The sequence below is a fragment of the Mesorhizobium bavaricum genome (genome assembly GCF_056781655.1).
Window position 1 is genome coordinate 273,345 of sequence record NZ_JBXAYV010000001.1, and the last position, 25,841, is coordinate 299,185.

Annotated in this window: 22 protein-coding genes and 3 pseudogenes; 13 read left to right on the forward strand and 12 right to left on the reverse strand. The window is 57.4% G+C overall.

Annotated features, from left to right (window positions below; all coding sequences use genetic code 11):
* Positions 1–440: 440 nt before the first annotated feature.
* A complete protein-coding gene (locus AC1RZR_RS34060; protein ID WP_481829517.1) occupies positions 441–2,321 on the reverse strand; it encodes a ParB N-terminal domain-containing protein in 1,881 nt (626 codons plus the stop codon).
* A gap of 597 nt (positions 2,322–2,918) precedes the next feature.
* A complete protein-coding gene (locus tag AC1RZR_RS34065; RefSeq protein ID WP_481829518.1) occupies positions 2,919–3,398 on the reverse strand; it encodes a Ros/MucR family transcriptional regulator in 480 nt (159 codons plus the stop codon).
* Between the two features lie 460 nt (positions 3,399–3,858).
* Between AC1RZR_RS34065 and AC1RZR_RS34070 the strand changes: the two are divergent.
* Positions 3,859–4,122, forward strand: a pseudogene (locus tag AC1RZR_RS34070) (EAL domain-containing protein); the annotation flags it as partial.
* 97 nt (positions 4,123–4,219) lie between these two features.
* On the opposite strand, the gene AC1RZR_RS34075 reads toward AC1RZR_RS34070, so the two are convergent.
* The 5 genes from AC1RZR_RS34075 to AC1RZR_RS34095 form a co-directional block, all read right to left on the reverse strand.
* Positions 4,220–5,404 (reverse strand): SGNH/GDSL hydrolase family protein, encoded by a 1,185-nt coding sequence (locus AC1RZR_RS34075; protein WP_481829519.1) that lies wholly within the window; start codon positions 5,402–5,404, stop codon positions 4,220–4,222.
* On the reverse strand, positions 5,391–6,422 hold the full coding sequence (locus tag AC1RZR_RS34080; RefSeq protein WP_481829520.1) for an SGNH/GDSL hydrolase family protein: 1,032 nt from the start codon (positions 6,420–6,422) through the stop codon (positions 5,391–5,393). The genes AC1RZR_RS34075 and AC1RZR_RS34080 overlap by 14 nt, the downstream gene beginning before the upstream one ends.
* A gap of 95 nt (positions 6,423–6,517) precedes the next feature.
* Complete coding sequence (locus AC1RZR_RS34085; RefSeq protein ID WP_481829521.1) at positions 6,518–8,353, reverse strand: carbamoyltransferase family protein; 1,836 nt, start codon at positions 8,351–8,353, stop codon at positions 6,518–6,520.
* Positions 8,354–8,356: 3 nt separating this feature from the next.
* Positions 8,357–8,509, reverse strand: coding sequence for a DUF5989 family protein (locus AC1RZR_RS34090; RefSeq protein WP_481829522.1), 153 nt, complete (start codon positions 8,507–8,509; stop codon positions 8,357–8,359).
* Between the two features lie 7 nt (positions 8,510–8,516).
* The gene (locus AC1RZR_RS34095; protein ID WP_481829523.1) at positions 8,517–8,918 is read right to left on the reverse strand and encodes an SxtJ family membrane protein; all 402 of its coding nucleotides are present in this window, start codon (positions 8,916–8,918) and stop codon (positions 8,517–8,519) included.
* 566 nt (positions 8,919–9,484) lie between these two features.
* Here AC1RZR_RS34095 and AC1RZR_RS34100 point away from each other — a divergent pair.
* The gene (locus AC1RZR_RS34100) at positions 9,485–9,649 is read left to right on the forward strand and encodes a hypothetical protein (RefSeq protein ID WP_481829524.1); all 165 of its coding nucleotides are present in this window, start codon (positions 9,485–9,487) and stop codon (positions 9,647–9,649) included.
* Positions 9,650–10,156: 507 nt separating this feature from the next.
* On the opposite strand, the pseudogene AC1RZR_RS34105 reads toward AC1RZR_RS34100, so the two are convergent.
* Positions 10,157–11,182: pseudogene (locus AC1RZR_RS34105) on the reverse strand (IS110 family RNA-guided transposase).
* Between the two features lie 136 nt (positions 11,183–11,318).
* Between AC1RZR_RS34105 and AC1RZR_RS34110 the strand changes: the two are divergent.
* The 11 genes and pseudogenes from AC1RZR_RS34110 to AC1RZR_RS34160 form a co-directional block, all read left to right on the forward strand.
* Positions 11,319–11,639 (forward strand): annotated as a pseudogene (locus AC1RZR_RS34110) (IS630 family transposase); the annotation flags it as partial.
* Positions 11,640–11,749: 110 nt separating this feature from the next.
* Positions 11,750–12,331, forward strand: a complete 582-nt coding sequence (locus AC1RZR_RS34115; protein WP_481829585.1) for a recombinase family protein — start codon at positions 11,750–11,752, stop codon at positions 12,329–12,331.
* On the forward strand, positions 12,312–12,923 hold the full coding sequence (locus tag AC1RZR_RS34120; protein ID WP_481829525.1) for a hypothetical protein: 612 nt from the start codon (positions 12,312–12,314) through the stop codon (positions 12,921–12,923). The genes AC1RZR_RS34115 and AC1RZR_RS34120 overlap by 20 nt, the downstream gene beginning before the upstream one ends.
* Before the next feature lie 3 nt (positions 12,924–12,926).
* Complete coding sequence (locus AC1RZR_RS34125; RefSeq protein ID WP_481829526.1) at positions 12,927–13,334, forward strand: hypothetical protein; 408 nt, start codon at positions 12,927–12,929, stop codon at positions 13,332–13,334.
* A gap of 572 nt (positions 13,335–13,906) precedes the next feature.
* Positions 13,907–15,124, forward strand: a complete 1,218-nt coding sequence (locus AC1RZR_RS34130; protein WP_481829527.1) for an arginine deiminase — start codon at positions 13,907–13,909, stop codon at positions 15,122–15,124.
* Positions 15,125–15,642: 518 nt separating this feature from the next.
* Positions 15,643–16,575: a citrulline utilization hydrolase CtlX gene (ctlX, locus tag AC1RZR_RS34135; protein WP_481829528.1), complete on the forward strand. Its 933-nt coding sequence runs from the start codon at positions 15,643–15,645 to the stop codon at positions 16,573–16,575.
* A gap of 169 nt (positions 16,576–16,744) precedes the next feature.
* Complete coding sequence (locus AC1RZR_RS34140) at positions 16,745–17,455, forward strand: GntR family transcriptional regulator (RefSeq protein ID WP_481829529.1); 711 nt, start codon at positions 16,745–16,747, stop codon at positions 17,453–17,455.
* Between the two features lie 83 nt (positions 17,456–17,538).
* On the forward strand, positions 17,539–18,237 hold the full coding sequence (tnpC, locus tag AC1RZR_RS34145) for an IS66 family transposase (protein ID WP_481829586.1): 699 nt from the start codon (positions 17,539–17,541) through the stop codon (positions 18,235–18,237).
* Between the two features lie 33 nt (positions 18,238–18,270).
* Positions 18,271–19,305: an IS110 family RNA-guided transposase gene (locus tag AC1RZR_RS34150; RefSeq protein WP_481829530.1), complete on the forward strand. Its 1,035-nt coding sequence runs from the start codon at positions 18,271–18,273 to the stop codon at positions 19,303–19,305.
* Between the two features lie 280 nt (positions 19,306–19,585).
* Positions 19,586–19,993 (forward strand): UPF0149 family protein, encoded by a 408-nt coding sequence (locus tag AC1RZR_RS34155; protein ID WP_481829531.1) that lies wholly within the window; start codon positions 19,586–19,588, stop codon positions 19,991–19,993.
* The gene (locus AC1RZR_RS34160; RefSeq protein ID WP_481829532.1) at positions 19,990–20,226 is read left to right on the forward strand and encodes a hypothetical protein; all 237 of its coding nucleotides are present in this window, start codon (positions 19,990–19,992) and stop codon (positions 20,224–20,226) included. Before AC1RZR_RS34155 ends, AC1RZR_RS34160 begins: the two co-directional genes overlap by 4 nt.
* Before the next feature lie 179 nt (positions 20,227–20,405).
* Here the strand turns inward: AC1RZR_RS34160 and AC1RZR_RS34165 are convergent, their stop codons facing one another.
* The 4 genes from AC1RZR_RS34165 to proX all read right to left on the reverse strand — a co-directional run bounded on the left by AC1RZR_RS34165 (position 20,406) and on the right by proX (position 25,547).
* A complete protein-coding gene (locus AC1RZR_RS34165; RefSeq protein WP_481829533.1) occupies positions 20,406–21,746 on the reverse strand; it encodes an IS5 family transposase in 1,341 nt (446 codons plus the stop codon).
* A 358-nt stretch (positions 21,747–22,104) separates the two neighbouring features.
* Positions 22,105–23,220 (reverse strand): mandelate racemase/muconate lactonizing enzyme family protein, encoded by a 1,116-nt coding sequence (locus tag AC1RZR_RS34170; RefSeq protein WP_481829534.1) that lies wholly within the window; start codon positions 23,218–23,220, stop codon positions 22,105–22,107.
* Positions 23,221–23,236: 16 nt separating this feature from the next.
* On the reverse strand, positions 23,237–24,367 hold the full coding sequence (locus AC1RZR_RS34175) for an alcohol dehydrogenase family protein (RefSeq protein ID WP_481829535.1): 1,131 nt from the start codon (positions 24,365–24,367) through the stop codon (positions 23,237–23,239).
* A 208-nt stretch (positions 24,368–24,575) separates the two neighbouring features.
* Positions 24,576–25,547 (reverse strand): glycine betaine/L-proline ABC transporter substrate-binding protein ProX, encoded by a 972-nt coding sequence (proX, locus tag AC1RZR_RS34180; protein ID WP_481829536.1) that lies wholly within the window; start codon positions 25,545–25,547, stop codon positions 24,576–24,578.
* Positions 25,548–25,841: the final 294 nt, after the last annotated feature.

Genomic DNA, 25,841 nt, shown 5'->3' on the forward strand with positions numbered 1-25,841 from the left:
GACATGGCTTTGCAGGGCAATTGCCATTCAGCCTGATCTGGGCATGCCATGGCACGCCTGCTTCACACTCCATCCACCGGACGATCAGGCTGCGTGCGGGGAGGCCTGCAAAGCGATCGTGGCCGGAAGATCGAGATGCTTGAGGCAAGGCGCCCTCCCCCTTGCAACAGCGGAGTGCGCAACATCAGGCCACCCTCGCCAATTCTTCTGCCTGCGGCTAGAGTTCGTAGATAATTGACAACGCGTTGCGCGTGGGCGGCTGCCTGGAAGACCGTTATGGCGCAGCGACGCGAGATCTGTTCTCTTTCCTGTCCATGAATGGAACCTCCACTCGAGGCCGCGATCGGCGCGGCCAAACAATGAGATTTCCTTCTCTTTCAAGGATCCGAAGCCGGATACATTGCAACATGCAAAAGGCCGGCGCCCCGTAGGGAGCCAGCCTATGGAATGGGGCGGAACCGAAGTTCCGCCCGAAGAGTGTCAGCCCAGAGCCGCCATCTGGAGATCAGCCGCCTGCCGGCTGACGCCTTGGCCGGGGTTTTCGAGCTGTCGCTCGTAGGGCTTCCAGCTCTCGCCGACGATGTGCTCGTAGGCGACAACGGTGCCTTCGGCCGCCATGCGCAGGGCGTGTGCCTGAAGGCCCATTTCGGCGGCGAATTCGCGTTTGCGCTGGGCCTTGCTGTCGAAGCCGACCGGACCGTCAATGTCCTCGTCGCGGGTGTCATTGGCGAGCTTGGCCGTGGCATCCTTCGCCTCGGTGACGGCCTTCGAGTAGAACTGGCCTGCTCCATAGGCGGAGCCGACATAGGAGCCGACGATCCTCTGCAGGTGGATCTGCATCGCCTTGTCCGAAAGGCCCTCGGAGAGTGTGTCTGCACCATCGAACAGGCTGCGCTCGTGGAATTTACGGATGCCGTCACTGTCGAGGACGGGGAGGCCAAAACTTTTCGAGATGAGTGCGGCCTGGCGATCACGTCGCCGGCGACACGGGCGACAACGCCGCTGTCCGAGCGATTTTCCCTGCAGGACAAAACGTCGATCAGCAAGGACCGCACGGCAAGGCGCAGCGTGTCCATGTCGAACTCGAGCTTGCCCTCCTGGTCGAACAGGCGCGCGGCATGTTGGCCGAGGCCTGCGGCCCCGTAACAGGAGATGTCGCGGGCGCCAGATGCCACCGTAACATTCTGGCCGGCGAAGCCGAGAACGAGCAGCGCCATCAGCGTGTCGTCCCCGATCGGTGCGCGCGACAGCGCCTCGTGCAGCGCGTCGGTGCGCAGGTCGCCGATCATCTCCATGCCTTTGCGCGTGACGTCCGGACGGGGCTTTGCCGCAACGACGTTATCATCGCCATCGGCCCCGACATCCGCCCCATTCTCGCCCTTAGGCTTTTTGGCCGCTGGCATGCGGTACGCGACCGACTGCACCTTGCCGTCGCGGTCGAGATACATCGCGCTGTGATCGGACTTCGACGGCTTGCCGTACACACGCTCGGCCTTTGGCGGCAGCTTCGGCTCGCCCCACTGGCCGGCTTCCACGATTGCGCCACGCTTGGGAAGGTTGTTTGCCATCCACTCCTGCTGAGCGCCGAGGAAGGCCTCGACATCGGTTGTGTAGCGGCTGTCCTCGTCAGCCGGGGCAAACAGGTCTTCGACCCAGGCGATGCCATAGGCCTGGGCCAGGTCGTCGCCGAAGCTGGCGTCGCGCGCGTACATACGGCGCTTCGTCAGGCCCTGCGCCACGCTCCACCACGACACCTGGGGATCGGCCTTGGACGGCTTGTGCTTCTTCCAGACCTCCTTCTGCTCATCGAGCGAAGCCGACGCGATGGTGCGCAGCTGCTGCTCGTTGGGCATGTCGCCCTTCGCCATCTGGTCCAACATTGCCGGCAGAACGTTGGCGAGCAGGCGCAGCTTCCTGATCTGGCGGACGGGAAGCGCCAAAGCGACAGCGATGGCTTCCTCAGTCCAGCCGAGCGCGACCAGTCGCTCGATCGCGCGCCATTGGTCGACGGGATTGAGCTGTTCGTGCGCCAGCGTCTCGGCCAGCGACCGCATTGCGCCACCATCCTCGGCCCTCTCGATCACCAGGACGGCGATCTCTTCCAGACCGGCCGCGATCGCCTGCTTCACCCGGCGATGGCCGGCATCGATGACGTAGCCATTGCCGCCTTCCGTCTCCAGCGCCACGACAGGCGGCTGCACGATGCCGACGGCGCGAATGGTAGCCAGCAGCAGCGCGTCGGCCTGCGGACTGGATTTCGAGCGTCGCGCCTTGTCAGGGTTATCCTTCAGCGCACGCGGATCGACAAACGTCAGTTCCATGGAGATGCTCCTTCAAGGGGTTTGCGGACACCGCCGTTCGTTCGCTGTGTCCTTCCTCGTCTTCTTCCCGAAGACTTCCCCCGGCCCGCGGAGCGGACGGGCCGGTGCAATTGCGGCCGAGCATCCCTGCCCGCCTGGCCGAGCGGGGCTCTTGGGCCCTGCGCAGGACGACGCGGCCGGGATCGCGAGCGGCGCGGTTGAGCGCGAGCGTCAGCGGCCCGCCCGATCTGCGAGCGGGTTTTATTCCTCTTCCCTTCGACGCGGCCGCTGTGGCTGCGTTTTCCCACAAGGTATTTGTTCTATGTTTGTTCCTTATGAAGAGAAACCCGGCTGCTAACGGGGGACCCCGGTATTGTCCCATTTCGGGACCAAAGTGCTGGCATTGCTATTGCTTCGGACGTAGTGCCGGTTGATCCCGGTCCTGATCGCCTACTTTGATCAGGTGTAGGCTCGCCGGGCTTGTGGTGGTTGGGGTTTCTTCGCCCGGCGAGTTCCGCCACGCTAAGAACAAAGGCCGGCGCCCTCGCTGAAGCTTATCCGAATGGCGCCGGCCACGGGCGGGATTGGAATCCGCCGCGCCTTGACATAGCTGGGTCGTTACGTAGCGTCAGGTGGTGCGGACGCTTTGGGTTTCCGCTTCGCAGGTGCCTTCTTGGCTGGTGCGACGGGTTCAGCCTTGCGGCCAAGCCCGATGGACTTCGCCAGTTGCGAGCGCTGGGCGGCGTAATTCGGAGCCGTCATCGGATAGTCGCGCGGCAAGCCCCATTTCTCGCGATAGGCGTCCGGCGTCAGACCGAAGTCCGTGCTAAGGTGCCGCTTCAGGGATTTGAACTTCTTGCCGTCTTCAAGGCAGATAATGAAGTCTGGCGTCACCGACTTCTTCGGGTTGACCGCGGGAGTTTGCGGCTCAACGACAGGCGCCATCGGCGTACCAAGCCCGGACAGAGACATGTGCACGGATGCGATTAGTTCAGGCAGGCCGGTAGCCGGCACAGGGTTCTTACTTACGTAGGCGGACACAATCTCCGCAGTAAGCTCGGCTAGTTCGGCGGCGGGGCGGTCGGATTCTTCTGTCAATGTGTCGGTCCTTTCGTCTGATTTGTCCCATATCTATTTGAGCACTGTCGAGTACGCAACCGGGCCTGATCTATTCTGAGCCAATGATGGCGGTCGTTTGCGGCGCTGGGCAAAGAGCGACGCCGAAATTGACGCGTTCTTTTGGCCGCGACTAAGCTGGAGACCGATAAAACAGGCTGCCCGTCAGCCATCCAAGTGACGGGCCGATTACATGCCGATTAGCTAAAATAACGGAACGTCCAACGGACAAGCACGGAACCAAAGCGGTTACGTCAGAGCTTTGCTCGCATGGCGCAAGACTTTGGTCCTGCCGTCTTATGGTGAAGAACGGAAGTTGATCGGCACGACATAGGGGCATCCCGCAACGGATCGATAGCAAACTGAATTTAGGCGGCTATGGTGTGAACGCAGAAGTCGGGTCAAATCCGTTTGAAGTCCTTAAGCCCTAGACCTTGTCCAGGGAGATCCGAGCCTGGCGATCGTCGAGGGCTTGGTCGGCATCGCTCGCAAGCTCGACATTCGGGTTATCGCCGAAGGCATCGAGAACGAAGCGCAGGCCGGTTTACTTGCGAAGATCGGGTGTCAGCTCGGTCAGGGGTATCTGTTTTCGCAAGCGGTGCCACGTCAAATAGCGAAAGGCCTTTTGAAGCGGTTTGGGCGACCGACTGCCGAGGAGACTTGGATGGCGGGTGCGATGGCGAACCCAATCGACCGGATCGCCTAACAGAAACCCTCCCTGGGGTGGCTTGCACAATCGATAAAGAATGCTGCGGCGTGCTACGGACCTGGATGGAGGCCGCTTTGATGCGAGATGGTGTCGCTCACTTCCCGGAGGCATATAGTGCCATTATGTCGGCAGCAATTTTGTGAGCTATACGGTTATTTCCGTCCTCGCCATAATGCTGGCTGTCTATGTAAATTGGCCTGGAAAAACCGGAAAATATAGAGCGTAAGTCGTGGAGCACGTTTTGCTCCGCACGCTCATGATCCTTCGCGACCACCTTGTTTCTCATCAGAGAGTAAAGACTGTTTGCTCCAGGTAACCATCTCTCATGTCTTTCGACCCCCTTCTGTTCATAGATAGTCACGTGCGTCTTATCCGTTAGCTGCGGCTCAAGGTAGAATAACGTCTTAAATACGAGGCTCTTTGAAATCGCCTCTATAAACCGAATATTTGCGAAATAGACATCTGCAGCCCCATCGGACAGCGCGTCTAGGTTCTTCTGGCACCCTCCGTGCTGTTTCCTGCCAGCGAGGAACCTCATTATAGCAAAGTGCTCCGGTTTTATACTCACACGCGCCTCGTTTCCACGAGACATCCTTTCGAAGTCGGGGCCGTCAAGAGGAAGTCCTGGTCTGCCCTCATTGCAGGCGGAATCCGCGTCAATCAGTCCGCCGTAAAAGATCACCAAATCGGGAACGTTTCGCTTTCTTAATTCGAAAATGAAGCGAATCAGGCTTTGGGTAGTTGCATCCCCATTGACCGCATAGTTTGTGACTTTAGCGCTAATTCCACTTTCGACTAAGTCTTTGGCAACGAGAGAAGGAATAGTGAAATCGTCCCTAGATCCCCAGCCCCACAAGGTGGACCCACCAAAGAAAAAAATATTGACTCGAGTACTCTTGTCGCCGTTTGTTGGCTCGACGTTCCACGTTCTTCTTACCCCGTCGTGTACATTAAGAAATTTTCCTGTATAGTCTGGCTCGCGTGACTGCGTATAAGGGGCCAACGGCAATGGCCAATCAACCGCATCCACGCGTTCTGTCAAGTACTCCTCCGCCAGTACCGCATCTTTGTATACACCAGAATAGGCTGCAGCCTTTACGGCATGTTCACTTTTTGCTTCATCCGAACTCGTATAGTAGAACGTCAGAGACACTTCCAGCATCGCTACCAGGAGAAGAGCGACAGAGAAGTTCAACCACGTCTTCGCCGTTAAGGTAGTCAAGTGACTAACATGCCTTATTGCTGTAAATGTTCTTAGTTGTGAATTATTTGACTTCATCGATGTTCTCCGTCGAAGTGGGCTCTTCAAACGTCGCCGGGTATTGTTTCACTAAAAACTTCATAATTGCGTCCGCATAGAGCCCGGCCGCCTTACCATTCGGGTGGGCATCCGTTTTGGTGACCCAGAGCGAATGTGGAGCTTGCTTTTCCAGAGACGGAAGCAGGTCTAGAAATGGAATTCCAAGCACTTTCACTTTAGAGGCAACGAGGTTCGTTATGTCTTCGAACGGATACGGAGACAACACATGCAGTTCCGGATAATTTACAACAATAAGTCGTATATTTCGAGCCCTACAATAGCTCACAAGTTCCATCAGTGCATTCTGGGTGACTAGCCAGCCAGGTTGATGCTCCCGGTAAAGCCCTCTGTAATACTGTTTCCAGTCGGATTTTCCGAAAAATCTCCGCATAATGACGTCGAAACGACCTGCAATGAATACAGCTGAGTAAAAATTCTCCAAAAAGAAATTATTTGTTCTTCGCGGTGTTTGCTCCGCATCATTTATAAAGTAGTTGAGTATTACTATATCTGGGTTGTACGCATAGGCCCGTTTTATGAAGTAAGTTGCTTCCATGGCCGTGTTGGCGTTCCCAATCCCGGAGTTGATAACCTCGACTTTGTTTTTCCTCGTGCTCAGAAGTCTTTCTAGGCGATACGATGTGACGTCTTCGGGCCTTGCGCCCCATCCAAACGTTAACGAGTCACCTAGCATCATGATTCGAACGGTGCCGTCCTCTTTCTCCACGGAATGCTCGCGATCGCGCCAGCCTGCTGAGTTGATCGTTACTGGCACTCCCATGTAAACCCCGCTCTTCCCGGGGATATGTTCGTGGCCCACATCGGGTATGTCGCTAATCCTTTTCAGATCTTTGGCGTAACGCCACATCTCGATGTCAAAATTGGTACCGTCTGTCTCCATCAAACGCACGTAGAGTTCTAGTAGGCTGGCCGCCACAATCAGGCTAATGGATGTAGAAAGGATTCCGAAGATTGCACTTTTGATTTTTACGGCCATGTGGGACATCTTCCTCAATGTGCCTGTCGGGGTCCTGCATTCGGGAGATAGAGATCACGGCGCCAGCCACAAGCAACGGTTGAGCCGCCTCACTTTTAATCGAGTTCATAAGAAGTCCGATAGTCCTTCATTAAGGCTCTGCTCTGCTCTTCCTTTCGTAAGAGCGAATTGCCGACGGCAAGCAGCTCGATCTCTGTTCCCATGAAACACCGGAACGCATCCTCTGGAGTGCAAACGATCGGTTCCCCCCGCACGTTAAACGAGGTATTGACGACAACGGGGCACCCGGTTAACTCCTTGAACTTCGATATCAATCTATGAAATCGAGGATTGGTTGTTTTGTGCACAGTTTGCACCCGCGCGGAATAATCCACGTGTGTGACGGCTGGAATTTCGGAGCGCATGACATTCAATTTATCTATGCCGAAGAGCTGCTGTTGCTCTTCTGACATTGGCAACTGCTTCGTGCTCGTTACGTCGGCCACCAGGAGCATGTATGGGCTATCGGAATTTAGGTGAAACCATTGAGACACGTCCTCTCGCAAAATACTGGGCGCAAATGGACGGAAAGATTCGCGATACTTGACCTTGAGATTTAGCTGCTTTTGGACAATCGGTGAGCGGGGGTCAGCAATGATGGAGCGTCCCCCTAGCGCTCGCGGGCCGAACTCCATCCGACCCTGCATCCACCCGACCGCCTTACCGTCGACGAGAGCATGTGCGACAGCGTCAATCAATGCTTCATCGGATTCGGTCGTGAATACCGCGCCGGCCTTTCCTAGACTTTCTTCGATTTCGCGCTGGCTAAACTCTGGGCCGAGATACGCGCCGTTCATGCTGTCGCCAGAACGGATACTCCTGGGCTTATCAAGCATCAAATGATAGGCAGCGAGTGCTGCGCCTACTGCCCCGCCCGCGTCGCCGGCAGCCGGCTGAATCCAGATGTCGTCGAAGAGCTTTTCTCGCAGGAGCTTTCCATTCGCAACACAATTTAGCGCGACTCCTCCTGCGAGGCAGAGATTTCTCTGCCCGGTTGTGGCCCGGATTCCCTTTGCAAGCTTTAGAACGACCTCCTCGGTAATGGCCTGAATAGAGGCGGCTAGGTCCATCTCTCTCTGCGTCAGCTCACTTTCGGGGCGTCTGGGGGGGCCACCAAATAGCCTCTCGAATCGACTATTGATCATCCTTAGCCCGGTGCCGTAATCAAAGAAGCTCATGTCCAGGTGGAATGACCCGTCTTCTTTGATGTTGATGAGATGCTCCCTTATCAGATGCACGTACTTGGGCTCGCCGTAGGGGGCCAGTCCCATTAACTTGTACTCACCGGAGTTCACCTTGAAACCGGCGTAGTAAGTGAACGCTGAGTACAACAAGCCCAGAGAGTGCGGAAAGTGAAGCTCCTTGTAGACCGATAGTTCGTTTCCCCTACCAATCGCAAGCGAGGTTGTCGCCCATTCTCCCACGCCATCCATCGTTAACACTGCGGCTTCGTCAAATGGCGATGGGAAGAACGCCGACGCGGCGTGACTGAGATGGTGCTCTGAAAAACGAAGTCGACTTGACCAATCATTATCGCTCCCAAGGTGGTCGTTCAGTGTCTCCGTAATCAGTTTTCTTTGAAACAGCTTGTCCTTTAGCCAAACTGGCATCGACATTGCAAAGCTCTTAAATCCCTTTGGGACAAAAGCTAGATAGGTCTCAAATATCCGCTCGAATTTGCTAAAGGGTTTGTCGTAGAAGATTACATAGTCGACGTCGCCTGGACACAATCCTCCGGCGCGGAGGCAGTAACGAGCCGCATAGGCAGGAAAGCCCGCATCGTGTTTTTTTCGCGTGAAGCGCTCTTCTTGCGCTGCGGCTATCAGTTCGCCGTCTGAGACGAGACAAGCGGCAGAGTCATGATAGTAAGCTGAGATACCAAGGATATTCATTGGTCAAAACAGCGTGTAAACGAACGGCGCGATGACAGAGCCTTGTGCCAGAATTAACATAGCTCCTATGACAACAATGAAAATAACTAGGGGCGCGGCCCAGATTTTTTTGCGAAGCCGTAGGAAAGCCCAGAGCTCTTTGATGAATAGATACATTTGCGCCTCAGAACTGGTTTCTAAAAGATTGGGCTGTCGGACCGGGCGGGTTACGAGTTATCCAGTAGCTTGCGACCGGTAGTCGCTTCAGTCGAAGCTCATCGCGCCCGAGCAACCGAGCGACGATGCCGATCGGTACAAGAAGCGCGAAATAAATTACACCGAGGACCAGCGGACTCACTATCCGCCCTAGTAGCTCTCCGAAGTAGAACCAGAGTAGATTGAGCGGCGCGAGAACTCGAGGAAAGGTCAATGCTATGCCGCCGAATGCGGCACTGATCGCAAAGAGTGAAACGAAAGCGGCATCGACGCGTCCCTCGATGGCCGTGTACGCGCCCAATGCAAGAAATATGGCACAGAATGTGAGCCCAAAGCGTCGATTGGACGGCAGTTTGGCCGGGACTTTCATACCATGCCCCGTGCGATGTACCGCGTCTCAAAAGACTGGCCGGGCAGAACATATTTTGCTACTATGTCGATCGGAGCTAGAAGTCCGAAAGAAGTCATTCCAAGGACGACCGTCCTGGCGACCTGTCCATCGTTGCGAGTGGTGGCGACAATCATGTTACCCTCAGATCTCCCTGTTGGTGTTGACGACGCTCAGCCAAGAATTCGCAATGATCGTGCCAGGATCGTATCAGAGAAAAACGTAGTCTGTTCAAGCAGATAGCGCGGTGTGCGGCCTATCAGAACGTTGTGTAAACTCCGACATACCCGCGACCCCTGTTACAAACACGACACCCGCGAGCATCGATAATGCCTGCGTTTGCTGGTGGCAGGGCGGATCGATCGTCGTGGCCTGAATGCGAAGATTGAGGAGCCTGCCGTTATCGATCTCCAGCGCTTCGCCACGAATCTGAAGACGGCTTGGAAGAGTGGCGAGACCCGACCAACGCATCGGCGGCCGTATCGGCGGACCAAACCCTATCCGAAGCGACCCAGCATGTACGAGCCGTTCGAGGCGCAGATCAAGGCATGGCTCGAGGAAGAGCCGGCGCTGTCGGCAACAGTGTGTTGCAACGCCTGACAAAGATCGACCCGTCGCGCTTCAAGGATAAGAACCTGAGAATGGTGCAACGGCTTGTGAAGGACTGGCGCATGGAAATGGTTGGGCTGATCAACTCGATGGCGGTTGGATGAAGAGCTGGCCCTCTCCCTCCGCCGCGACGGAGGGAGATAGTGGCCATGTCGGCTCCATCGCGCTCGGTAACATTCCTCGGTGAGGCAATAGGGGGGCGGTTTCTCAATTCGACCGACAGCGCCGAATAGCGCTTAAGCGCTCGATCACCCCGCGGTGATCACTGTGCTCATTGTTCTTACCTAGAGCACCTCCTATGATCGATGAATCGATTGTGATGTGACGGCTGCGTTTTGTGCTGATTCAACGTCCACCTCGATGGAGGTCGTCTAATTCGCGATCGTTGAGTCAAGCACCTTTATAGTTTCTGAGACGCGTATGCCGGGTGCAGGGTCGTCTTCGCGGTCGACATCGGTCGCCGCATGATGGAGCTTCGCGGGAGGAGCCTTCAAATGTGGACGACGCACTCTGCTGAGCCAGCGGTGCACCCCATCAAGCGGAATGGCTCTGCCCACGTCCCGGCAGGGACGTCTCAGCGCGCTCGGGGACCGAACGCTATGCCTAGGCTATCACGCTGTGGCGCCGGCGGTCCGATCGAAGAACTCACCGGCCTTCAGCATCGCGTGCATCGTCACGGCCAGTTTGCGGGCTACGGCAACAGCAGCTCGTTTGAAGCCGATCCGCTCGCGGAGTTTGAGGCCCCATGTCCGCAGGGCGCTGTCGGCCGAGCTGCAGGTCAGGATCACCGTGGCGGCTTCCTAGAGAAGCCCTCGCAAATGACGATCGCCGCGCCGGGATATGTGGCCATCATAATCGACCTCTCCTGATTGGTAGCGGCGGGTCGTCAGACCAAGCCAGGCGCCAACAGAGCGGGACTTCTTGAAGTTGTTGGGATCTTCAATGGCGGTGACGAAAGAGGTCGCGGTGATCGTGCCGACGCCAGGGATCGACATGAGGAGCTGACACGCTTGGTTTTGGCGCGCAGCAGCGACAAGCTGGCGTCCGAGCTCGGTGGCACAGATGCGCATGCTGCGCCAGGCTTCCAGCATCGGCAGCACGATAGGGGCGAGCCCGTCCTGATCGACAAGAAGACTCCGGACATTCTTTTCGAATGTGCTTCCCTTGCCCGCGGGAACGAGCAATCCAAATGTCTTCATGAGCCCCCGGATCTGGTTTGAAAGCTCGGTGGTGATCCTGACCAGCCGGGTGCGTGCCGCCACGAGCGTGCGGGTCAACATGCTGTCGAACCCTTTCACCCGCACCTCACGAAAGAACCCTACTTCTGCAAGATGGTCCAAACCGTCGGCATCGTTCGCGTCAGTCTTATTCGCGGCCATGTCCAGCGCTGCTTTGGCATGGCATGCATCGATGCAGATCGCTGGCACCCTTTCCGAGCGTAGCGCGTGATAGAACCAGACGGAAAGGGGCCCAGTCTCGAACACCACGCGTTTGGCGGCTGGCGCCCGCTTACGGATAAGCTCGGCAATGATCTTTGGATCAGAGGCGCACTTCCCGCGCCAGACGCGCTTGCCTTCACGTCGGATCGACACCGCTGTCTCTTTCATCGACACGTCGAGACCGATATATTCTTCCATGGCTGTTCTCCATCAGATGCTTGGGCCCGGCGTCACGTCGTGAGCCCGTATTTCCATCTTATCGGGGAACAGCCACCTTCCAAGGCTATGATTGGTTCTCTGGGCGACTCGCTCCCGCGATTACCCCATGTGGACGATGGGAAGAGCATTGAGCGGGGATCTTCGGTCGCGGGTCTTGAAGGCTTCGGACGATGGCATGTCGGCGCGGCAAGCGACGGCGCGGTTCGGCGTGGCAGTGTCCAGCGCGATCCGCTGGATTGCGCGGGCGAAGATCGGCGAACTGGCGCCACGCCCGCAGGGCCGCCGCCAAGCCTCCAGCCTCGATGCGCTGAAGCCTTCATCGTCGGGCTGATCGAGGAGCGCAAGGACATCACGCTGAACGAGATGGTGGAGGGGCTCGTCGCCGAACGGTCGGTGCGGATCAGCCGCAGCGGGCTTGAGCGCCTGGCTTCGCGGCTGATCGGCGATGCCGACGGCATTTACGATCCGAGCACCTACAATCACCGGCTGTTGCTCGGCCTGAAGGGCACGATGAGTGAGGCTGAACTCCATATCCTGAAAGCCCGTATGCACGAAGGGCGCAAAGCCAAGGCGCGGCGCGGCGAACTCATTCTCGGTCTACCGCGCGGTTACGTGCTGAAGCCCTCGGGCGAAGTGGCATTGGACCCGGACGAGGGGGTTCAAAGGGTCATACGCCTGGTCTTCACCTTGTTTGAAAAGCGTCGCTCGATCAGTGGTGTCCTGCGTTACCTCGTGGACCATGACATTGCGCTTCCCGATCGAATCCGGAGCGGACCTGAAAAGGGCGACGTGTGCTGGAACCGGCCTAATACAGCGACGCTCGGCGACATGCTTCGTCACCCTGGTTATGCCGGCGCCTGTGTCTTTGGGCGCCGACGCCACGACGGCCGGCTCCGGGTTCTCGGCAAACCTCACAGCGGCCGACGCTTTGTTCGCGATCCGCAAAAATGGATGGTGCTGCACCAAAGCGCACTTCCGGCGTACATTGACTGGCAAACGTATGAGCGGAACCAGGAGTTAATGGCGGCAAACCGTTCGCGATATACCGGCGTCCCGCGTGGTGGCACTGCTTGGCGGCTTGATCTCGTGCGGCGTGTGCAGCCGAAAAATGGTGACCGGCTACAATGACGACGGGAGGGAAGCACGATATAGCTGCAGCTACGAGGCCACCACCTACGGCGGTCCACGGTGCCAGTCGATCAGCGCTCGTCCGGTGGACACCTGTGTGACCGCGTTGATGCTCGAAGCCCTCTCACCCTCGGCAATCGACGTCAGTCTTCAAGTTGCCGAGGATATCGAACTCGAACGGCAGCAGTTGCACGAAGGCTGGAAACAGCGACTGGAACGCGCGGATTATGAAACGGCGCTCGCGCGCCGACGCTACGAAGCTGTCGACCCTGACAACCGCCTGGTCGCGCGGACGCTGGAACGAGACTGGGAAGCAGCACTGGCGACGAAACAGGCGCTCGCGGATGACCACCAGCGAGCCCTTGCGCGACAACGTGAGCGGCTAACGGCGCAGGAAAAGGACGCGGTTCGCCAGTTGGCAGTAGATGTGCCTTCCCTGTGGAAGGCGCAGTCCACTACACCGCGAGACCGACAGACTATCGCCCGTATGATGCTCGAGCGCGTGGTCATCCGGGTGTTCGGAGAGACCGAACGTGCCGAAATAAAATGCCACTGGGCAGGCGAGGTCGTGACGACACATCCGATCATTTGAACCATGAGACGCTTTGAACAGCTCCAGCATCACGACGAAATACTGGACCGGATCGCGGCGCTCCGTGCTGAGGGAGCGACCGCTCGGCAGATTGCTGACGATCTCAATGCGAAAGGCTGGGTGCCCGCAAAGAAAGCCATGTTCGACGCCCTGATCGTCCAAAAGCTCCTGGTGCGAAAGGGACTTGGAAAAAAGCGACCCATCTGGTCAGGCAACGTTCCCCGTCGGAATGACGACGAGGTGACCTTGCAGGAACTCTCCGAGCAGCTCGGCGTCTATCGTCAGACCGTCTACGGTTGGCTCCGACGCGGAAAGCTCAAGGGCCGCATCGCCAAGGTGGGGACACAACGTATCTGGATCGTCAGCCTATCTCACGCCTCAACAGGAATCCGGACTGGAGAGTCATCATGACAACACGATCGAGAACGCCTTCGCCAACTCAAGGCGCTGCTGCGAGCAAAGGCCATCGCACCTGTGCCAAAGCTGTGCCTTTTGTAGCCCAATTGGGTTTTGTATTGTTAAGAGTCTGACAAAAGTTTGGCCGTAACGGACAGGCAGAAACGGACGCTTACAGGCAAATTGTCGACGGGAAAACGCTTTTTGGCTTGGTATGGCTCTTGCGTTTAAACAGAGACTTTTACCTATTCGCGGGGTCGTTCGATGTCTCTACAGATGATTTGCTTGAGCGTCTCCCTCGTAGAAAATTGTTCGAACAGTTGCGGGCGATCGCCACATCCGGGGCCTGCGGGTATTTATCCTGCGGCTCGTCGGCTACAGCGGACGACGTGCATTTTGCTTACGTCTCTATGTGAGATGTCTTCAATCTACGCGGCATCCTCTTCCAACTTTGGGCGGGGGCGCAAGCGGGGGGAGCGCCTTCGTTCCGGCCGATCCTACCATGGCCGCCCTTTTGGCGCGATTGCGTTGCCGCCAACGAGACAGGACCTCCGCCGTCGGCCTGCTCTTAGGGCAACGCAACTCCCATGATGAGCTTAGGTGTGCATTCTGAGGTCGCCCGGCTGCGAGAGGTACTGGTGCACCGGCCAGGCCTTAGCCTCCACCGCCTCACGCCGCGGAACTGCAAGGGCCTACTTTTCGACGATGTGCTTTGGGTGGAGCGCGCCGGACAGGAGCACGACATGTTCGTGGAGGCCTTGCACGACCGTGGCGTGTTGGTTCACTCATTGGACGAACTGCTTTCCGCAACGATGGCGTTGCCGGAAGCGCGCCGTTGGCTCCTCGACCGTCGCGTTCATCCTTCCGCTGTCGGGCAAGACATGGTCGATGAATTGCGGGGCTGGCTCGAGGAGATTTCTCCTGATCAGCTCGCGACCTATCTGGTCAGCGGGATTTTGGTTGCGGAAATGCCGTTCAAACCGAGCAGCCTGACGGGGCAGACGCTGGTAGCGGAGGATTTCGTCCTGCCCCCATTGCCGAACCAGCTTTTCACACGTGACAGCTCCTGTTGGATTTATGGTGGCGTCTCGGTCAACGCTATGTATTGGCCCGCGAGACAGCCTGAAGCTACGAATGTCGAGGCGGTCTACCGCTTCCATCCGCGGTTTCGCGAGGCCAACTTCACTTACCTGGTGCCCGATGGAACAGACCCCGCTTCCAGTATCGAGGGCGGAGATGTGATGCCGGTCGGCGGCGGTGTTGTGCTGATTGGAATGGGCGAACGAACCACACCGCAGGCAGTGGAGGCACTGGCGCACCGCTTGTTCACGACGGGCGAAGTGACCCGCGTCATCGCAGCGCTCATGCCGCGAGATCGCAGCTTTATGCATCTTGACACAGTCTTCACCTTCTGCGACCGCGACCTCGTAACGATCTACCCGAGGGTTATTGAACTGCTGCAAACGTTTTCGCTGCGACCGAACAATGCTGAGGGTGTGCTCGATGTCACTAAGGAGACTAGACCTTTCTTATCGGTGGTGGCAGAGGCGCTGGGGTTCAAGGCTCTCCGTACTGTCGAGACCGGTGGAGATATCTTCGCGGCCGAGCGGGAGCAATGGAATGCCGGTAACAATGTGATCGCAATCGAGCCGGGCGTTGTGATTGCTTACGAACGTAACGTAGACACGAACACGGCGTTGAAGCGCGCGGGCGTGGAAGTGATCACTGTAGAGGGTGCGGAACTCACCCGTGGCCGTGGCGGCGGACACTGCATGACTTGCCCACTGGTGCGCGAACCAATCTGATCAAAGGCACTATGACGTTGACCCGCGGGGCACAGCAAAAGCTTCCTCTATCGCTGCGATTTCGGCCCGAACGTCGTCTCCTGCGGATCTGCGGAAGCGGCCATGGGATGAGCAGGCGTATCAGAATCTACACCACCGACAAGCAGACAACATATGTCAGCGAGCATCTCAATGCGATCGGCAGCGATTGCACCGGCAAAAAGCGAGCTGCACTATCCTGATGCGCCGACACTTTCGTCGAATGTCCGTCGCAGACCGAGCGCGAGGTCTAACAGATGCCGCGAACTATCCTACCTCTGGAGAGTGGTGATTGGCGGCACCGGGTCCGCAACAGGCGACAAATTCACCCTGTTCGACAGCGTCGGCTTCGAAAGCGAGGACTTTTCCGCGCTACGAGGCATGAGAGCGGCCGGAACGGTTTTGCGGTCAGCGCCCCGACATGACCGATGACCCAAATGACCCGGGCAACTTCTGCGGCATGCTCCGACGCGCTCGCTAACCCGAACGGAGTCCTTCCCATGGCAGCACGTACAGAATTCTCGGTTCAGGCCCCTTTCGCAGTGGTTATGATCCGTCCGCATCGTTTCACAGTCAATGCTGAGACTGCGGCCGACAATCGCTTTCAAATATCGAATGATGATGCCAGTGATCTGTCGCCGCTCGCCTATGCGGAGATCACCCGCGCCGCTGCGCTGCTTAAAGAGCAGGGTATAGTGGTACATTTGTTCGAGAGCGAGGGCAGCGACACTCCGGATTCTGTATTTCCGAACAACTGGTTTTCAACCCACGCTGGCGGTTACGTGGCGATCTACCCGATGAAGGCCCTGAGCCGCAGGCGTGAGCGCCGAAGCGATATTATTGACATGCTGAAGAGCCGATATAGAGTCCGGGAGGTGATCGACTATTCTGGCCTTGAGCCCGACTGCCTCTTCTTGGAAGGTACCGGTTCGATGGTGCTCGATCATATTGATCGGGTCGCCTATGCGGTAAGATCTGAGCGCACTGATCCAATCGCACTTGAAAGGTTCTGTACCCAGTTCAGTTTTGAGCCGATGCTGTTCTCGGCGAAGGACCCTAGGGGGTTCGACATCTATCATACAAACGTGCTGATGTGCGTCGCAACTGATTTCGCCATGATCGGGCTCGACATGATCACTGACTCAGGGAGACGGCGCGAAATCGTCCATCGGTTCGAACGCGCCGGTCGCCGGGTAATCGGGCTCACCAATGCACAGATTGAGAAGTTTGCAGGCAATGCGATAGAGCTACTGGGCGGGAACGGGCGCATCTTGGCCCTATCGACGACTGCCCTCTTGGCATTGACGGCGGACCAGATCGACATCATCGGCAAGAGCGCGCGGCTGCTGCCGCTAGCAATTCCTACGCTCGAGAGGGCCGGTGGTTCCGTGCGATGCATGATTGCTGGCGTGCACCTCACGCCTCGGGATTAGAAGCGCTCCGTTCGCTACGAACCGACCCCGCCGAGACGGGGGCAGCTCGGTGCGGCATGGCGAGAATCCCCTCGTTCTAAAGCGAAAGCTCCATAGGCCGTCTTGTCATTGTACTTCCCTTGTTGTATACTAAATAGTATCCTAGATATGCCCACGCTGAGATGGTTTCATGGTGAAGATCGTCAATACCAATAGAGACGCTGGCAACCTTGCCGAGCGCGCGTATGAAGAGATTAAACGCCGGATTTTCGATTTTGTCTTGATGCCTGGAGATCGTTTGTCTGAATCGGATCTCGCGCAGCAAATCGAAGTCAGCCGTACGCCGCTGCGGCAGGCGCTGCAGCAGTTACAGCACGAAGGTTTCGTTGAAGCGCTCCCTAAGGTGGGCTGGCTGATCGTTCCGCTTGATTTCGAGAAGTTCGATGAGCTTTACGATTTTCGCATCTTAATCGAGTGTTTCGCCGCGCGAGAGCTGTGCACCGCAAAGAAGGACCGGTCTGCGCTGCAGCCACTCGCGCGTATCTGGAGCGTGCCAGCCGCTGAACGGCGGCAGGATGCGATGAAAGTGAGTGCGTTGGACGAGGCATTCCACCGGACAATCGTCGAAAGTACTGGCAATCGAGAAATGATGCGCACGCATCGAGAAATCACTGAGCGCATCCGCATCATTCGCCGGCTCGATTTCACCAAGGATGATCGGGTTACGGCGACGTACAACGAGCATGCTGAGATTCTTACAACGCTTCAAGGAGGGCGTTCCGACGAAGCGCAACAACTGCTGACTTCTCATATTGAGATCAGCAAGCGAGAAGTACGACAAATCACACTAGACATGTTGCAGCGAGCGAGAAAGCGCGAGCCTCTCGCAGGTCAGAATTAACAAAAGGCTTTACACTAGCCTTATCCACACCGCGCTGACTATCCGACCTGGAGACTATTTAGTGACAGACAGTCTATCCGCACATTACGTCGGCCGGCGAGAGCGTGATGAGCGAGCTCGCCGGATTTGCCGGCACGCTCCAGGCCGACGGATTCAGCGGCTACAATCAGCTCTACAAGGGTGGCGCCATTCGAGAAGCTGCCTGCCTGGCCCATCTGCGTCGCAAGATATTCGACGTTCACGACAGCCAGCCGACCGAGCTCAGCACGACGGCGATGGCCGGTATCCAGGCGATCTACCGGATCGAGGAAGAGATACGGGGGCTGCCGCCCGCCGAGCGACTGGCCGCTCGACGAAGTCGGACCCGACCACTGGTCCGGGCGCTGCGACGACAGCTCATGCGCCAGGGCAACGCTTTGTCGCGCCATGCCGATATCGCGAAGGCCTTCGCCTATGGCACCAAGCGATGGCGCACGTTCAATCGCTTCCTCTACGATGGCCAGCTCGAGCCCGACAACCTGATGGCGGAGCGGGCCATTCGTGGATTTACAGTCGGACGACGCAACTGGCTTTTCTCGGGCAGCTTCGCCGCGGCAGAGCGGTCAGCGGTCGTGCTCAGCATCATTGAGACGTGCAAGCTTTGCGGCGTCGATGCCGAAGCCTACATGGCCGACGTCACCGAGCGCATCCAGAATGATTGGCCCGCCTCGCGCTGGGACGAACTGATGCCGTGCCGTGTTGGGGTGGACGGCTCCCAACGGCATCGCAATGTGCCAGAATGAGTTCGTTGAAAGCTCAATCGAGGGAGACCGCCCGTGGAAGAGATTATCCGAATTGGTATGGATACGTCAAAGAGCATTTTCCAATTGCATGGCGTGAACGCAGCCGAGCAACCAGTCCTGCGCAAGAAGCTTTCGCGTAGAGAGACGGTGAAATTCTTCGAGAAGGCACCACCGACCACCGTCGCACTCGAAGCCTGTGGAGGCTCCCATCATTGGGCGAGGTTGTTAAGTTCGTTCGGTCATGAGGTGAAATTGATCGCGCCTCAGTTGGCGAAGCCTTATGTGAAACGCGGCAAGAACGACGCGGCGGACGCGGAGGCTTTGTGTGAGGCGATGAGCCGCCCCACCATGCGGTTCGTGCCGGTGAAGACTGCGGACCAGCAGGCGGCGTTGATGCTGGTCGGCATGCGAGAGAGACTCATTCGCAATCGGACACAGCTCGCCAACGCCATTCGCGGTTTTGCCATGGAGTTCGGCATCGTCGCGGCCACCGGGATGTGCCGCATCGAGCCTTTGTTGGTGCGAATAGCGGCTGATCAATCCCTGCCTGAATTGGCCCGCGAGCTTTTTGCCATGCATCGCGTTGAGTATCGAGATTTGCTTTCGGAAACGAAAGCTGTCGAGGAAAGACTAACCGCGCTGCATCGCTCCGATGAATGCAGCAGGCGGCTTGCCGAAATTCCGGGTGTCGGACCGGTCGGCGCATCTCTTTTGATGATGAAGACCCCAGATCCTCGAATGTTTAAGTCTGGTCGCGATTTTGCCGCCTGGATAGGACTTACACCCAAAGACCATTCGACCGCAGGCAAGCTCAGGCTTGGGGCGATCACACGTGCTGGCGACGAGATGCTGAGGAGCGTATTGGTCGTTGGTGCAACGGCTCTTCTTCAGCATATCAGAGCGGGTCGAAGCAGACATGGTTCCCGATGGCTCATCGAGCTCCTGCAACGGAAAAAACCGAAGCTGGTTGCGGTGGCGCTGGCCAACAAGATCGCCCGTATCGCCTGGAAGCTCATGGTGAGCGGCGAGGCGTATCGGCGGACAGAGGAGCAAACGCAAGCAACATAGGAATTGGCCATCACGGTGAGCAGAATAGAATGCTACCGTGTTGAGCTGATGCTGTGAACTTGCAAGAGAAAAGCAGATGGTGGATCGATCGATCCAAGACGCGTGATACTCCGTCAGTTCCATTGGCCTTTCAAGGTCGTTGCCGTGTTAGGAACATGCGTTGCGGAAACCATCTTGGCCAGTGGTCATGTGCGACCACACACAAAGGCCGCACATATGGAAGCAAGCGATCCGATCAAAAATATCTGTAAAAACACTTGCAAGTGGGAGCCGTCCACATATGGAACTGGGCGCGCCGCGAAGAGATGCCGCTCCCGTTGGCGGCATGAGCGGGCTCGATGCCATGGCGCTGTCGGACGGGGCGCTCGAGGCCTGGATGGCTGCCAAGACCAACCGCCCGCTGGTGCGGACCATGTCGGCGCTGGATGGCTTCGTAACGGCGGCGGTCACCGGGCCGCGGTTCCCGGACCCGCAAGACTGGATGTGCCCGCTCATGGGGTTGCCGCGCGACGTCCTGGCCAAAGGGTCTGCAACCGATCACGCCGTGTTTGCCAGCGTCGCCAGAATCCACAACCGGATCAACGAAACGCTCTTCGACAGACCGCAAAATTATGCGCCCGCTTCGCCACCAAGCCCAGCGGCGGCATCGACCCTCGGCCGTGGTGCGAGGGATTCCACGCCGCCATGAATCTCAACATCAAGCGCTGGAAACGGTTACTCGACCTCAACAACCCCAACCACGGCCTGCTGCTGCCGATCCTGATCTACTGCGTCGACAAAAAGGGCAGGCCCGTCCTCGGCAAGCCCAGGCCGGGGCCCGACACCGCGCACTTCATCGAGCACGAGGCGCACAAAGACATCGCCCTCGTCATCCCCGCTCTGCGCGAACTCCATTACGTCACCCATTATAACCCGGAGTGATCGGCGCCGGCGCGCCGACCAACGAGCGACTTAACCATCAAGACGATTTCGGGAAAGGTGCCTTGGCGCATCGCTTACGCGGTATGTAGTTCCATCGTCAAAGCAATGTCGACACGGCTGCGCGATGCTTCCTTCAGTCGCGCCTACCGATCTGGGGAAGAACGCCAGTCGATCGTGAACTATGAAGCCGCGAGCGATTTCGGCTGGCTTTGAAGCGCGGCGATGAGAAGCCACAAAAGCTTCCTGAACCATTTGAGCAGGAGCGAGAAGTTGTAGCCGGCGGCGGCCAGGATGGCGTTGACGGCGTCGCCCTGCTCGCCGGCGAGGTAGTTGCGGTCCATCCGGTGTTCGGCCTTGATATGGCCGATCACGGGCTCGATCGCGGAGCGGCGGCGCATCTGGCGCTTGATGGCTGGGGTGACGCGGCGCTTCCGGCCGGCGGTGAAGACCCTGAACTTGTGGCTGTCGGGTGCATTGTGGCCCCGATATCCGGCGTCGGCGAGAATGCGACCGATCTCATTGCCGATGGTCTCTTCCATGCCCGGGATCACGGTGGCCAGGGTATGGCCGTCATAAGGATTGCCCGGCAGTGCCTTCGCGTGCAGGGCGAACTGGCCGCCCTTCGAGCGCTCGAGCGTGGTGGCGAGCGAGACCTTGACGCCGAACTCGTAGGGGGCATGCGCCTTGCCCTTGCCGATGCACTCGACCTCCGGCGCATGCAGGCTCCAGATCTTGCGGCCGCGCTGGCGTGGCCGTTGCTCCAGCATCGCCGATGCCTGGTAGAGCGGCCATTTGAAGATCGCGTCTAACGCCGCGTCGCCGGCGATCTGGCGGGAGATGTCACGAATGGTCCGGCCGAGATAGGTCTTGAGCTTGCGCAGCGCCTTGTTGGCCCGCTTGAACTGCTTGGCGTGCGCATAGCGCTGGTGCTTGATCAGCGCCAGCTTGCCGACCCGCACATAGGTCTGGCGCAAATCCACACCCACCTGCTTGGCTAGCCGCACAAGCCGCTCGCGCGCCCGATGAGTGAGCTTGGCGTCGGTCGGGAACATCACGTTCTTCGGCTGCACGGTCGTGTCCACGATCACCCGGCGCGTGTCGGCCGGCTTCATCGCCCGCTCTTGACCGCCACCGCGAGGCTTTCCTGCAGCAGAGCCGTGATCCGCTCCTCGCCCATGCGCTGGCGCCAGCGCCGAGCGATCGAAGGACAATTCGTGACGGAAGAACTCTTCGCCAGTGAGATACTGGAAGTAGCGGTTCTCCACCCAGCGGGCGCATAGCTCCTCGTCCGACAGATCGAACGTGTGCTTCAGGATCGCAAGCCCCGCCATTAACTGCGTCGGCAACGGCGGCATGCCCGGTCCGTCCGAATAGACCGCGCCGAACCGCTCTTCCAGCACCGGCCAGTCGATAGCCTGCGCCAGCCGCACCAGCTCGTGCTTCATGTTGATGATCTGATCGAGCCTGGAGCGGAACAGGTCCTGCTCTCCCGTCTCGCGCTTCTCGCGTGGTCTGGACACCGCCGTCCCCTCGACTCACTGCCCCCAGACCAGTGAATCACGCCTAAAAGCAGGAGGGAATCGCAAAACCGAATTGCAAGAAAACGCCGGCCAAATACCGCAAATCCTGCAATGCCAAACACGCCACCTTCGTCAATCAACATGCCAGATCAATGGCTTGCGCATAGTTACGGGCGACAACGCCACTGCAATAAGTCCAAAGATCGATAGCCCAGCCGAATGGTGGGATTTGACGGGCCCGGAGGACGTACAACTCTTTGATTTTATTGTTTTTTCGTAGATCAAAATCAGACATTTTCCCGTATCATTCCGTATCGGATGCGCGACAGGTTGACCTGCCAGCCTACCGAGGTCGGTGTCAGTAGTAGCTGGCAACCGGCTCTCCCAGAGCGTCCAGCCTAGGCACTACGCCTAAGCCCGGCGTTTTCGGCGCAATTACGCGGCCATCGATGACCTCAAATTCGCCGTCGGCGATCTGACGCGAGACGAGTTTCCGGCAATCAAAAATGCACCGCAAGTGCCGCTCTGGGAACGTCTGGCCCAAGTGTACAGTTGCAGCGAACGCAATTTCCGATCCAACTGTATCCATGACACTCACTGTGTAGCCCGCTGCAATGCCGATATCACGGTGTCGGCGCCCTTTGGTCAGGCCGCCATTCTTGGAGATCTTGATGCCAAATCCCTCTGCGGCATCGTCTGCGACTAATTGGAGGATTGACGCATCGCTTATTGCAAGTTCGTCGAAAAACATTGGAATGTCGGAGCGACGGCGTAGCGAGAGGCACTCGCGCCAAGTCGCACAGGGTTGTTCAAGCACGAAATCCAGGCCGTCCGGCAACAGCCGAAGCATGCGAAGGGCCGTCTCAACCGTCATCCCACCATTCGCATCGACGATAAAGTACTCACCAGGTTTTTTGTCGGCGAGTGATGCAGCAATCCGAGCCGCATCGTCTGCAGGTTCGCCTCCAATCTTGACGGAATGGCCGATGTAGCCCATCGACCGATGCTCCGCGACTCGCCGGCGCATGTCCTCGGGCTCGCCCATATAAATACCTGAAATAACCGGCATTTTGAGGTCAGTACTGCCTCCCAAGAGTTCACACACTGGTAGGCCAACAGATTTGCCGAAGAGGTCCCAACAAGCGACGTCGAGCGCTGTTTTCGCATGCTCATGGCCAACGAGAGCCGTGTCCATCGCATCATTGATTCGATCGACACGCGTCGGGTCGAGACCAATAAGCTGCGGCGCAATCTCGGCGATACCAGACCGAACGCCGAGCGCATGAGCCGCGACATAGTTTGGACCGAAAGGCGTGCTTTCACCCCATCCTTCAAGCCCAGTCTGCGTTGTTATGCGCACAATCGTTGCATCGAAGGACGTGTACTCGCGGCCACCCGACAATCGGTAGACACCACCCGAATAGGGCAGGTCCACCTGAAAGACATCGATACGTGCGATCTTCAGTACGGACATCTTTACGTCTCTTTCTCTATTCGGGAACGATCATTACAAGTTTCCCGCTGATAGTCTTCGACAAGAACTCTTGCTGAGCTTTCGCAATGTCTTTTAGCGGGTAGGTTTTGCCGACGAAGGGGCGTATCTCGCCTTTCTCGATGTAAGACACGAGGTTGTCGAAGACGACTTCGTCATACAATGTGCAGCCAAAGAAGGTGAGATCTTTCAGATACAGGGTACGGACATCAAGTTCGACAATGGGGCCGGCGATGGCCCCGGCGACAGCATATCGGCCGCCTTTCTTTAAGACATCGAGGAGATCTGCAAAAGCGGGGCCTGCAGCGACATCAATGACAACATCGACGGACTCTTTGCCGAGGTGTTTGGCTAAGCTCTCTCCCCGAGCCACCACACGGTCGGCACCAAGATCCCGGATTTCATCGGCCTTGCTCAGACCTGCGACCGCAGTCACAAGAGCTCCCCGCCGTTTGGCCAGTTGGACGGCGGCGGATCCAACACCACCGGATGCCCCGGTAATAACGACATGCTCACCCTGCTTCACTCCGGCACGGTGCAACATTCCCTCAGCTGTTGAATAGGAGCATGGCACTGAAGCCAATTCGACGTCGCTCCAGTCGCAATTGACCGCATTGGTTTCGTGTGATGGCGCTTTCGCATATTGAGCGAAAGCTCCATCGCACTCCGAGCCAAAAGCCCAGTGTTCCATCGGTCGGTAGTCGACATACGAACGAAGCATGTTTCGTACAATGACGCGTTCGCCAATCCGACCGAGGTCCACGCCATCTCCCACGGCCACAATACGACCACAGCAGTCAATACCCTGAATTCGCGGGAAGGACATCGGAGCGCCGGCCCACGTTGCGTCGGCGTCCTGAAAACTCTCGAAGCCTTGCGCTCCACCCTCCTCGGTGCCGCTTTTAACGCCCTTCGAGTACCAACCGATCCGCGTATTGATGTCAGTGTTATTGATCCCCGCCGCAGCTACTTTGATCAGGACTTCACCCGGCCCTGGCATCGGAACGGGGATGTCACTGCGATACACTAGCTTGTCGAAACCGCCATGTCCCACAAGGAGCACCCCGGTCATCACCTTTGGGATTGCGGCGAGCGAACCGACCGAAGATTTCGGGATCTCATTCTTCATGCCGAGCTGTCCTTCCATGGAGTACTTTGCAGCCAGCCGGTATAGGCGGCGTGATGAGGAGCGGAGCCGATAGCAGTTCAAAAAGGGTGCTGACACAACAAGTGCCCTAGCGCCGCCGATTTGCATCGGCGGCGACTGTTAGGCACCGGCTTTCGCTCGCACTTCAATCCGCTATCCGATGGCGGGTTTGGTCGGCCTCCGAGCGCTTCTAGTGCGTTGCCTTGGCTTGAGCGATCCAATCATCCATTTTCGCCTTGTTCTTAGCCTCCCATTCGTCTGCATGCTTTCTAATTTGTTCATTGGATTGTTCTCCCCCATGGATTAGCAAAGCTTCAGCATTCAAGTCTTCTAAAGGAACTTTTACGAGCTCAAAGAACTTCTTAGCAGAGGGATTGTCTTTGATGAATTTCGTTGAGGCGGCCACGCCGAGGCTCATCTTGGTAAATCCAACGTTTCCAATGCCGGGAACCTCAGTGCTTCCCACTTGGCCGTCAGGTAGTTCAGTCTTCTTCACATTGAGCCAAACCACATCTCTACCGGGCTGTAGCTGGCTTAAAATCCAGAAGGGGGTCCAAGTATAGAAAATCGTTGGCTTGCCTTGTTTGATGCGTTCAATTGCATCAGCGATAATTGCGTTGTAGCTCCCCTGCTTCTGTTCGACAGTGTCGCGTAAGCCATACGCGTCAAGATGATGATTAATCACACGCTCGCAACCCCAGCCGGGATCGCAACCGAATATATCCGCTTTGCCATTTCCATCGACGTCGAAAAGTTTTGCTTTAGCAGGGTCCTTCAGATCCTCGAGATATTTGATGCCCGTGGCGTCGGCAGTCTTCTTGTCGAGGAGATAGCCCTGAATTGCATCTTTCGTGACCGGCCCCAGCGTCGTTATCACGTCCGGACCACCGTTTTCCTTTACGAATGCGATATGAAGTGGGTCATTGTACGCGGGATAAAATGTGACATCACCTTGCTTTAGGGCAACGTAAGCCACCTCGATATTTACCTGTGCGGGTTCAGCCACATCATAGCCAAGTTGGCGCAGACCATCATTAACGATGTACGTCGTCATGAGCTCTTCGAGAGCGCCATCCCAAGCTGGGACGATGCGTTCACCGGCAAAAGCAGAGGACGAGATCATGATTGAACTATACAGAATAGCACGCAAAAGCGATTTCATGTCTTTATACTCCCATTGTTCGTGCGTGGCGGCCCGAAAAGGTTGGCTTTAGTTATCTTCCCTGTGGCCATTCCCCACACGAGCTTATAGGTCGCGCGCGCCCCTACTTCAAATGAGTATTTCTTGGCCCGGTACATAACCGAGAGTCATGGCTGCGCTTAGGTTTCAATCTCGCGCCGCTAGCACTGCCGGGCCACTCAAGATCTTAAGGCTTGAAAACTGCGCCAACCACAGTCTGCCGAGCAGGACTTACCCTCACCTTAAAGCCGCCGACGCGAGTGAAATTTGGTCGGG